The following is a 9,920-nucleotide window of genomic DNA, read 5'->3' on the forward strand; positions in this document are numbered from 1 at the left end:
AATTTAACGAATTAAATTGCACTATAACGTCGTTAAAAGTTTTTTATTTAGAACAACTAGATATAGAAACTTTTGCCTAGTTCTAGCGTAATTTTCTTAACGTTAAATAGACCCCATATATAAGCAGATTGGTATAATCAAAAAAGGCTGCACAATGCAGCCTTTTTAATTTTACAGTAAGATTATGAATCTAACTTGTATAAACGTAAATATAATTAACCTACGTTTTTACGTGCGTTACGGAACATACGCATCCACGGGCTATCCTCGATCCACTCATCAGGATGCCAAGAGTTGGCAACGCTTCTGAATACACGTTCTGGATGCGGCATCATTACAGTGGCACGACCATCTGTTGACGTAATACCTGTAATACCTTCTGGAGAACCATTAGGGTTAGCTGGGTACTGCGTTGTAGGGTTACCGTAGTTGTCTACAAACTTAACCGCTACAGTGCCGCTATCAAGCGCCGCTTTAGTGGCTGCATCGTTTGCAAACTCAGCATGACCTTCACCATGAGAAACCGCTATAGGCATACGCGAGCCAGCCATTCCATTAAAGAACACAGACGGATTCTCTTGTATTTCTACTAAACTAAAGCGTGCTTCAAAACGCTCTGATTTATTAGTTACAAAGCGCGGCCAATGTTCAGTGCCAGGGATCAACTCTTTTAACGTTGATAACATTTGGCAACCGTTACATACACCTAAGCTGAAAGTATCTTCACGGTGGAAGAAGTTTTGGAACTGATCGCGTGCCATGTCGTTAAACAAAATAGACTTAGCCCAACCTTCACCCGCACCAAGTACGTCACCGTATGAGAAACCACCACAGGCCACTAAACCTTTAAATTGCTCTAGTGTTAAACGACCTTCTAAAATGTCGCTCATGTGCACATCAACGGCTGCAAAACCTGCGCGATTAAACGCTGCCGCCATTTCTAAATGAGAGTTAACACCCTGCTCACGTAAAATAGCCATTTGCGGTTTAGCACCGGTTGCAATGTATGGTGCAGCTATATCTTCGTTTAAATCAAAGTTAAGTTTTACGTTTAAGCCTGGATCTTTTGCATCAAATTTAGCATCAAACTCTTGCTTAGCACACTCAGGGTTATCACGGCGTGCTTGCATTTGATACGTTGTTTCAGCCCAAATAGTACGAAGCTCAGTACGCGTATGATTAAGTACCGTATTTTCGCCACGGTTAAATATAATCGTATCGTCACTGTTAAGCGTGCCAATGTTGTGGCTAATTGCTGCTATACCATGTTGTTCAAACACCGCATTCACTGCATCTAAATCAGCATTTGCAACTTGAATTACTGCACCTAGCTCTTCGTTATAAAGCGCTTCAATGTCTGAACCTGTTAAAGCTGCTAAATCAACCGTTACACCGGTATGACCCGTAAACGCCATTTCAGCAACCGTGGTAAATAAACCACCGTCTGAGCGGTCATGATAAGCAAGTAACTTACTATCAGCCACAAGCGCTTGCATTGCGTTATAAAAGCCTTTTAATAACTCTGGGCTATCAACATCAGGGGTTACATCACCCAATTGCTTATAAACTTGCGCAAGGCTTGATGCGCCCATGCGGTTTTTACCCGCACCTAAATCAATTAATATAAGCGATGTATCGCCTTTATCTGTGCGCAGTTGTGGTGTTACTGTTTTACGTACGTCGTCAACACGACCAAACGCAGTTATAACCAGTGAAAGCGGCGATGTTACTGACTTCTCTTGTGAGTCACCTTCATCTTTCCATGTCGTTTTCATCGACATAGAATCTTTACCTACTGGAATCGTTAAACCAAGCGCAGGGCAAAGCTCTTCGCCTACGGCTTTAACAGCTTCATATAAACCTGCATCTTCACCCGGGTGACCCGCTGCTGCCATCCAGTTTGCCGATAACTTAATGTTTTCAAGGCTACCGATGTTTGCACAGGCAATATTAGTTAACGACTCCGCTACAGCTAAACGAGCAGATGCACCGTAATTAAGTAATGCTGCAGGAGTACGCTCACCGAGTGACATAGCTTCACCGTGGTAAGTATCATACGTTGCCGCAGTTACTGCACAGTTAGCAACAGGTACTTGCCAAGGACCGACCATTTGATCGCGCGCTACTAAACCCGTAACTGAACGATCGCCGATTGTTATTAAGAATGTTTTTTCTGCAATGGTAGGTAAACGCATTAAGCGCTGCGCTGCATCTGCTGCATTTATTGATGTGATATCAAGCGCTTTGCCAACAACTTGCTTTGACGTTACATCGCGGTGCATTTTAGGTGCTTTACCTAATAATACGTCCAGCGGCAAATCAACAGGGTTATTTTCAAAATGGCTGTCTGACACCGTTAAGTGAGGTTCAGCGGTTGCTTCACCAATAACAGCGTACTGGGCACGTTCACGCTTACAAATTGCTTCAAAGCGGTCAAAGTCCTCTACGCCAACAGCGAGTACATAACGCTCTTGTGATTCATTACACCAAATTTCGTGTGGTGCCATGCCTGGCTCATCGTTAGGGATGCTACGTAATTGGAATTTACCGCCACGTCCGCCATCATTAACAAGCTCAGGAAACGCATTAGATAAACCACCGGCACCTACATCGTGGATGAATGCAATTGGGTTTTCACCGCCTAGCTGCCAACATTTATCGATAACTTCTTGGCAACGACGTTCCATTTCTGGGTTTTCGCGCTGTACTGAAGCAAAGTCTAAATTTTCGTTTGATTGACCAGAGGCCATGCTTGATGCAGCACCACCGCCTAAACCAATGTTCATTGCAGGTCCGCCTAGCGCAATTAACTTAGCGCCAACAGGAATATCACCTTTTTGAACATGATCAGAGCGAATATTACCTAAACCACCGGCAAGCATAATTGGTTTATGGTAACCACGTACTTCTTCACCGTTATGGCTTGTTACTTTTTCTTCGTAAGTACGGAAGTAGCCTAACAAGTTAGGACGACCAAACTCATTATTAAATGCAGCGCCACCTAGTGGACCTTCTGTCATTATATCAAGTGCGTTTACAATACGACCCGGCTTACCAAAATCGCTTTCCCACGGTTGCTCGTAACCTGGAATACGTAAATTTGATACAGTAAAGCCAACTAAGCCTGCTTTTGGCTTAGAGCCTCGACCAGTTGCGCCTTCATCGCGAATCTCACCACCAGAGCCTGTAGCCGCACCAGAGAATGGCGCGATAGCTGTTGGGTGGTTATGCGTTTCAACTTTCATTAGTATTTCAATGTCTTCTTGATGATACGCATATTCACCTTGCGCATTTGGGAAGAAGCGACCCGCTTTTGAGCCTTTCATTACTGCCGCGTTATCTTTATACGCCGACAATACATTTTCAGGATTTAACTCAAACGTATTTTTAATCATTTTAAACAGCGATTTTGGCTGCTCTTTTCCATCGATTGTCCAGTCAGCATTAAATATTTTATGGCGACAATGCTCTGAGTTTGCTTGTGCAAACATAAATAATTCGATGTCGTTAGGGTTACGGCCTAACTTTATAAAATTTTCTACTAAGTAGTCTATTTCGTCATCAGCAAGCGCAAAGCCTTGTTCAACATTGGCTATTGCTAGTGCTTCGCGTCCACCACCTAAAATATCGACAGACGACATTTGGCGAGGTGCATCACTACGAAACAGCTGAGCCGCATCTTCAAGTTCATTATGTGTGGCTTCAGTCATGCGGTCGTGTAATAACGCAGTTACTTGTGCAAGTTGTTCTGCATTTAAATCACCTTCAACATAATAAGCAATACCGCGTTCAACACGGTGAACCTGCTTTAAACCACAGTTGTGGGCGATGTCGGTAGCTTTAGATGCCCAAGGTGAGATGGTACCTGGGCGAGGTGTAACAAGTACAAGTTTGCCAGCTGGGGTATGCTCAGCAATGGTTGGACCGTAAGTTAATAGTTTTTCAAGCTTGGTTTGCTCAGCGCTACTCAACGGCGATGTTAAATCGGCAAAGTGAGTATACTCGGCATATACGTTAGTGATTGGAAGTTGCGATTGTTGGCAACGCGCTAAAATTTTATTAACTCTGAACTCAGAAAGTGCTGGTGCACCACGAAGGATCAACATAGATAATTTCATCCGGGGTTAGGGATTGAACGATATTTTAGGCACGCATTATAGTCCAATTAGCATTCAGATTTAACTCAAAATTACGCTTTTCATAAAATTAACTTTTCAGCTGTATTTATAGTCTGTTTTGGTTAATAAAATAAAAGGTAAAGTGACGTGATGGCTTAGTTTTGCTATAACGGTGGCTGGCGAGTTTAAGGGGCACTCAATGTTCAAAGAAAAACTAATAATAATCATTACTTTAGTTATGCTGTTGTGCGCATGTGATATGCAAGAACAGCCAACTCAACTCGCCCAAATAAAAGAGCAAAACAAAATACGTGTGGGTACGCTTGCGAGTGCCAGTAATTATTATCAAGCAGTACAAGGAGAGCAAGGTTTTGAATATGAGTTATCTCAAGCCTTTGCTGATTATTTAGGTGTAGAGCTTGAAATAGTCCCTTTCTTTAACTTATCTGACATGTTTGAACGCCTTGAAAAGGGGGATTTAGACTTAATTGCCTCAGGACTTACCTACAATAAAACCCGTGCAGAGCAATATCGCTATGGCCCAACTTATCGCACAATTAGCCAAAAGTTAGTTTATAAACAAGGGCGCGTTCGCCCACGTGATTTTGATGATTTAGATGGTAACTTTACCGTTATAGCTAAAAGTAGTCATTCGCTTACTTTACAAAAAATGAAAAAAAACAATCCTGAACTCACTTGGACCGAAAGCGAAGAGTTTGACGAAGAAGAGTTACTTCAAGCAGTTATTGATGGTGAGATAGATTACACCCTTGCCGATACACATACCTTGTCGCTGTTTCGTCGGTATCACCCTAATTTAAGTATTGGCTTTTCAGTTACCCATAACGACCCAATCGCATGGATACTCAACAAATCTAAAGACGACTCTTTATATGCTCTACTTGTACCTTTTTTTGGTGATATAAAACAAAGTAATCAACTTTACGTACTCGAAGAAAAATATTTTGGGCATGTACGCCAATTTAACTATGTAAATACCCTAGCTTATATAGAAGCGATAAAAGAAACTCTACCAACATACCAACCGTGGTTTGAACAATATGCAGGTAGTCTTGATTGGCGTTTACTAGCAGCGCTTAGTTATCAAGAATCTATGTGGAATCCTCGCGCTAAATCGCCAACAGGCGTTCGCGGTATTATGATGTTAACCCGCAGTACAGCAAAACAAGTGGGTGTTACTAACCGATTAGAGCCAGAGCAAAACATTCGCGGTGGCGGTAAGTATTTAAGTAAGCTTATTAAGCGTATTCCCGACAGAATCCCGCAACCCGATAGAACATGGCTTGCATTAGCGGCCTACAATGTAGGTTGGGGACACGTTAATGACGCACGTATAATTACCGAACAGCAAGGCGCAAGCCCTGATAAATGGGCTGATGTAAAAAAACGCTTACCACTGTTAATTAAAAAGCGCTATTACCGTAAAACCCGCTATGGTTATGCGCGTGGCGATGTAGCGGTTAAATATGTTGATAATATTCGTCGCTATTACGATGCACTTGTTTGGCTAGATGAAAATAATGCTATTACAGAAAAACCTGAATCAATCGTAGAGCTAAGCACTGTAATCGAGCCAAAGCTAAACGTAACAAGTGAGATAAAAATTGAGGCAAGTGAAGCTCAAATACAAAAGCAACTACCTATAATTGAGCCCGAGCAGTCAAGTGAAAAAAATAACTAAGATTAATTTAGGTGTTTATTTTTGACCATATCTATAAGCGAAATTTAAGTAAATTAAATATCTGTTTACTTGTCATCAAATGATCACTAATGTGTGTTAATTGTATATCATTAATTTATAAGATATACCTCGTGCCTTTCTCACTCTTGCATTAGGAGAAAACATGCTAAAACGTAGACGCACTCAAAGATTAAAACGTAATGTAATTTATTCAACGGCCACACGCCGTCGTGTTATGTTGCGCAAACTGCACAAAAAGATTATCTGGCGTCGCCGAATGTTTGCTATGCAGCAAATGGTAGAGTCAGAAATATCCCCTGCGACTAATTAAAGATTAGTCGCATCACGAGCAGCTTTTTTAGCTGCTTTAATTTGTGCTCTTCTACGTTTAAAAAAATCTGAAATAGTATTGCCACACTGCTGTGCTAAAACACCACCACACACTTCAACTTGATGGTTTAACCTCGGTTCTTGTAATAAGTTCATAATTGAACCAGCAGACCCTGTTTTTTCGTCGGCTGCACCAAATACTAAACGCTTTATTCTGCTATGCACCAACATTCCTGCACACATAGAACAAGGCTCTAATGTTACGTACAGTGTACAATCTATTAAACGATAGTTGTTAAGCACTTTTCCTGCTTCTCGTACTGCGATCATTTCGGCATGGGCAGATGGGTCGTTATCGGTTATTGAACGGTTGTACCCTACTGAAATTAGCTGGTTATCTTTTACTACAATCGCTCCTACAGGGATTTCATCAAGCAACTCTGCCTGCTTTGCATACAAAAGCGCTTGCTCCATCCAGTAGGAATCATCAAATGGCTCGTTCATTCTTTCTACTTAAATAACTTTTTATGCTGTGATTATACCTAGTTAGCACTCTAAAGTGCGTCATTCATTACTTTATTGCAAAAATAAAACAATATTTACCCGTTTGTAATGGCTCACTCGTGCTGATTTACGCTATAATCTCACGCTTTTTTTATTTAGCTCACAACACGGGTAGCAAATGAAATTTCCTGGACGCCGCAGGCATAAACATTATTTTCCAGTGGAAGCCAAAGATCCACTTACCAATCAACTTAACGCAACAGAGCGATTACAACGTAGTTATATTACGGGTATCGATCAGATCGTTGTTGATATAGAGGCAAAAGTTGATCAAGCTTTCCTTGACGAATTTCAACTACGTAGAGGTATGTCGCAAGTTATTGATAGCGACATAACAAACGCCTTATACGATCGTTTAAAATTAAACGATATGGTTGATTTTGAGTTTGCCGGTGGGACCATTGGTAACACTATGCACAACTACTCTGTACTTGCAGATGATCGCTCAGTTTTATTAGGCGTAATGAGCGAAAATATAAAAATAGGTAGCTATGCTTACCGCTTTTTATGTAATACCTCAAGCCGTGTAGATTTAAACTATCTTCAACCAGTAGATGGGCCTATAGGTCGTTGTTTTACATTAATTGATGAAACCGGTGAGCGTACTTTTGCAATAAGTGCAGGCCTAATGAATCACTTACGTCCTGAATCTATCGATAAAAACCTTATTGAAAATTCATCAGCATTAGTGATCAGTGCCTACCTCATGCGTACGCAAGGTAGTGAAACAATGACTGAAGCGACTATGCAAGCGGTAAAATACGCTAATGATGCAGGTGTGCCAGTTGTTCTTACACTCGGAACTAAATTCTTAATTGAGCAAGACCCGACCTGGTGGGCAAATTTTGTTGAAAAGCATGTGGATATTCTTGCTATGAACGAAGAAGAAGGGTTAGCTATTACAGGTTTTGAAGACCCTCTCCTAGCTGCCGATAAAGCACTTGATTGGGTAGATTTGGTAATTTGCACCGCTGGCGAAAAAGGTTTATTTATGGCCGGCTTCGTTGACGAAAATTTAAAGCGTGAAACCGAATACCCGTTATTACCAGGAGCAATACCTGATTTTAATCGATACGAATTTTCACGTGCTATGCGTAAAACCGAGTGTGATAAGCCTATCAGAGCGTATAGCCATACAGCCCCATTTATGGGTGGACCTGACTCAATTAAAAACACCAATGGTGCAGGCGATTGTGCTTTAGCGGCTGTACTACATGACTTATCAGCAAATGTTTATCATAAACTTAACGTGGCAAACTCTGCTAAGCATCAGCAACAAGCTATTACTTACTCATCACTATCGCAAATTAGTAAATATGCTAACCGAGCTAGTTATGAAGTGTTAGTTCAGCACTCTCCTCGCTTATCTCGCGGTTTACCAGAACGCGAAGACTGCTTAGAACAGGTTTATTGGGAACAGTAAATAACGGTGGGAGCAAGTATTGCTCCCTCTCGATTTCCTAAAAAATAGAAATATCGAGCTTTTTAGATAGTAGTTCCAGCGCCGCAATTCCTGCTACCGAATTACCAAACGAATTAAGCCCTGGAGAATAAACAGCTACCGTAAACTTATTTGGTAACACGGCTAAAATAGTCCCTGACACTCCCGACTTACCTGGCATACCTACTCTGTAACCAAAATCCCCCGCAGCATCGTATAAGCCACTGGTAAATAATAGCGAATTAAGCTGCTTATTTTGACGACTACTTAAAACACGATCGCCCGATCGATTATCAACACCTTTATTTGCTAAAAAATTATAAGCTTTGGCTAATTCAATACAGTTGAGCTCAATAGAACAAAAGTTAAAATAAGACCATAAAACATCATCGACTTCATTTTCAAAATTACCAAACGATTTCATTAAATGTGCCATAGCAGCATTACGATGCCTAAATTCATACTCAGAATTAGCGACTTTTTTATCAATCACTATCCCTCTATTACCAGCTAACAACCTAAAGGTCTCGAGCATAGAGTGCATTGGTGCAGATAAGCGGCTGTATAACGCATCACACGTTACAATTGCGCCTGCATTTATGAAAGGGTTACGAGGAATCCCTTTTTCAAACTCAAGCTGTGTAAGCGAGTTAAAGGCAGTCCCTGAGGGCTCCTTTCCAACTCGATGCCAAAGCTCATCACCATAACGTTGCAGTGCCATAGTAAGTGTCATAACTTTAGAAACTGATTGAATAGTAAAACGTTGAGAACAATCCCCCGCACACACAGTCTCACCATCAGTTGTATAAATAGCAATAGAAAATTGTTCAGGATCGACCTCTGCTAGGGCCGGTATATAATCAGCTACTTTTCCTTGTGATAATAAAGGGCGTACTTCATGTGCTATTTCATCAAGCACCTTTTGATAATCAGCTGTAGGCAAACTAGACCTCTATATCATCATTCATAAAAATTGGATTTTAGCACGCGCGAATAGACGCAACTAGTTTTGTTGTTGAATTTAAAGGGGGATGTTTTTCTTAATTTTAAAAAGCAAAAAACCCGTCACATTGCTATAACGGGTTTCTCTTAATTAAATCCTGGTAATGTCGTACTGCCCACAGCGGTAGAGAGTCACATAGCAAATGCTACACTATCTTTGTGTCGGGGCGTCCTTCTGCGGGGCTCGCCTTAGAACTATTTTATTTCGCCACTGAGTTCGGCATGGACTATTTACAAAATTCCAAAAAGCAAAAAACCCGTCACATTACTGTAACGGGTTTCTCTTAATTAAACCCTGGTAATGTCGTAGTGCCACAGCGGTGGAGAGGCACATAGCAAATGCTACACTATCTTTGTGTCGAGGCGTCCTTCTGCGGGGCTCGCCTTAGAACTATTTTATTTCGCCACTGAGTTCGGCATAGACTATTTACAAAATTCTAAAAAGCAAAAAACCCGTCACATTACTGTAACGGGTTTCTCTTAATTAAATCCTGGTAATGTCGTAGTGCCACAGCGGTGGAGAGGCACATAGCAAATGCTATACTATCTTTGCGTCGGGGCGTCCTCCTGCGGGGCTCGCCTTAGAACTATTTTATTTCGCCACTGAGTTCGGCATGGACTATTTACAAAATTACAAAAAGCAAAAAACCCGTCACATTACTGTAACGGGTTTCTCTTAATTAAATCCTGGTAATGTCCTACTTTCACATAGCAAATGCTACACTATCATCGGCGCTGTTTCGTTTCACTACTGAGTTCGGCA

6 protein-coding genes are annotated in these 9,920 nt (G+C 41.3%); 3 read left to right on the forward strand and 3 right to left on the reverse strand.

What is annotated here, in order from left to right; genetic code table 11:
• Positions 1-215: 215 nt before the first annotated feature.
• The gene (gene purL, locus NRL14_RS17595) at positions 216-4,106 is read right to left on the reverse strand and encodes a phosphoribosylformylglycinamidine synthase (RefSeq protein ID WP_306725244.1); all 3,891 of its coding nucleotides are present in this window, start codon (positions 4,104-4,106) and stop codon (positions 216-218) included.
• Positions 4,107-4,317: 211 nt separating this feature from the next.
• On the opposite strand from purL, the gene mltF reads away from it, so the two are divergent.
• Both mltF and NRL14_RS17605 read left to right on the forward strand, forming a co-directional pair.
• A complete protein-coding gene (gene mltF / locus NRL14_RS17600; RefSeq protein ID WP_007378796.1) occupies positions 4,318-5,820 on the forward strand; it encodes a membrane-bound lytic murein transglycosylase MltF in 1,503 nt (500 codons plus the stop codon).
• A 163-nt stretch (positions 5,821-5,983) separates the two neighbouring features.
• Positions 5,984-6,151, forward strand: a complete 168-nt coding sequence (locus tag NRL14_RS17605; protein WP_007378795.1) for a hypothetical protein — start codon at positions 5,984-5,986, stop codon at positions 6,149-6,151.
• Here the strand turns inward: NRL14_RS17605 and tadA are convergent.
• A complete protein-coding gene (gene tadA / locus NRL14_RS17610; protein WP_007378794.1) occupies positions 6,148-6,654 on the reverse strand; it encodes a tRNA adenosine(34) deaminase TadA in 507 nt (168 codons plus the stop codon). The genes NRL14_RS17605 and tadA overlap by 4 nt on opposite strands.
• Positions 6,655-6,832: 178 nt before the next feature.
• On the opposite strand from tadA, the gene NRL14_RS17615 reads away from it, so the two are divergent.
• Positions 6,833-8,137 (forward strand): inosine/guanosine kinase, encoded by a 1,305-nt coding sequence (locus NRL14_RS17615; RefSeq protein WP_306725245.1) that lies wholly within the window; start codon positions 6,833-6,835, stop codon positions 8,135-8,137.
• Between the two features lie 37 nt (positions 8,138-8,174).
• On the opposite strand, the gene glsB is transcribed toward NRL14_RS17615, so the two are convergent.
• Entirely contained in the window at positions 8,175-9,098 is a 924-nt protein-coding gene (gene glsB / locus NRL14_RS17620; RefSeq protein WP_007378792.1) for a glutaminase B, read from the reverse strand.
• Between the last annotated feature and the right edge of the window lie 822 nt (positions 9,099-9,920).

Source organism: Pseudoalteromonas sp. 20-92 (genome assembly GCF_030847595.1).
GTDB lineage: Bacteria > Pseudomonadota > Gammaproteobacteria > Enterobacterales > Alteromonadaceae > Pseudoalteromonas > Pseudoalteromonas fuliginea.

Bases quoted from the DNA above. Each gene is read 5' to 3' on its own strand.
- purL (WP_306725244.1), bottom strand. From the start codon at position 4,106: ATGTTGATCCTTCGTGGTGCACCAGCACTTTCTGAGTTCAGAGTTAAT.
- mltF (WP_007378796.1), top strand. From the start codon at position 4,318: ATGTTCAAAGAAAAACTAATAATAATCATTACTTTAGTTATGCTGTTG.
- NRL14_RS17605 (WP_007378795.1), top strand. From the start codon at position 5,984: ATGCTAAAACGTAGACGCACTCAAAGATTAAAACGTAATGTAATTTAT.
- tadA (WP_007378794.1), bottom strand. From the start codon at position 6,654: ATGAACGAGCCATTTGATGATTCCTACTGGATGGAGCAAGCGCTTTTG.
- NRL14_RS17615 (WP_306725245.1), top strand. From the start codon at position 6,833: ATGAAATTTCCTGGACGCCGCAGGCATAAACATTATTTTCCAGTGGAA.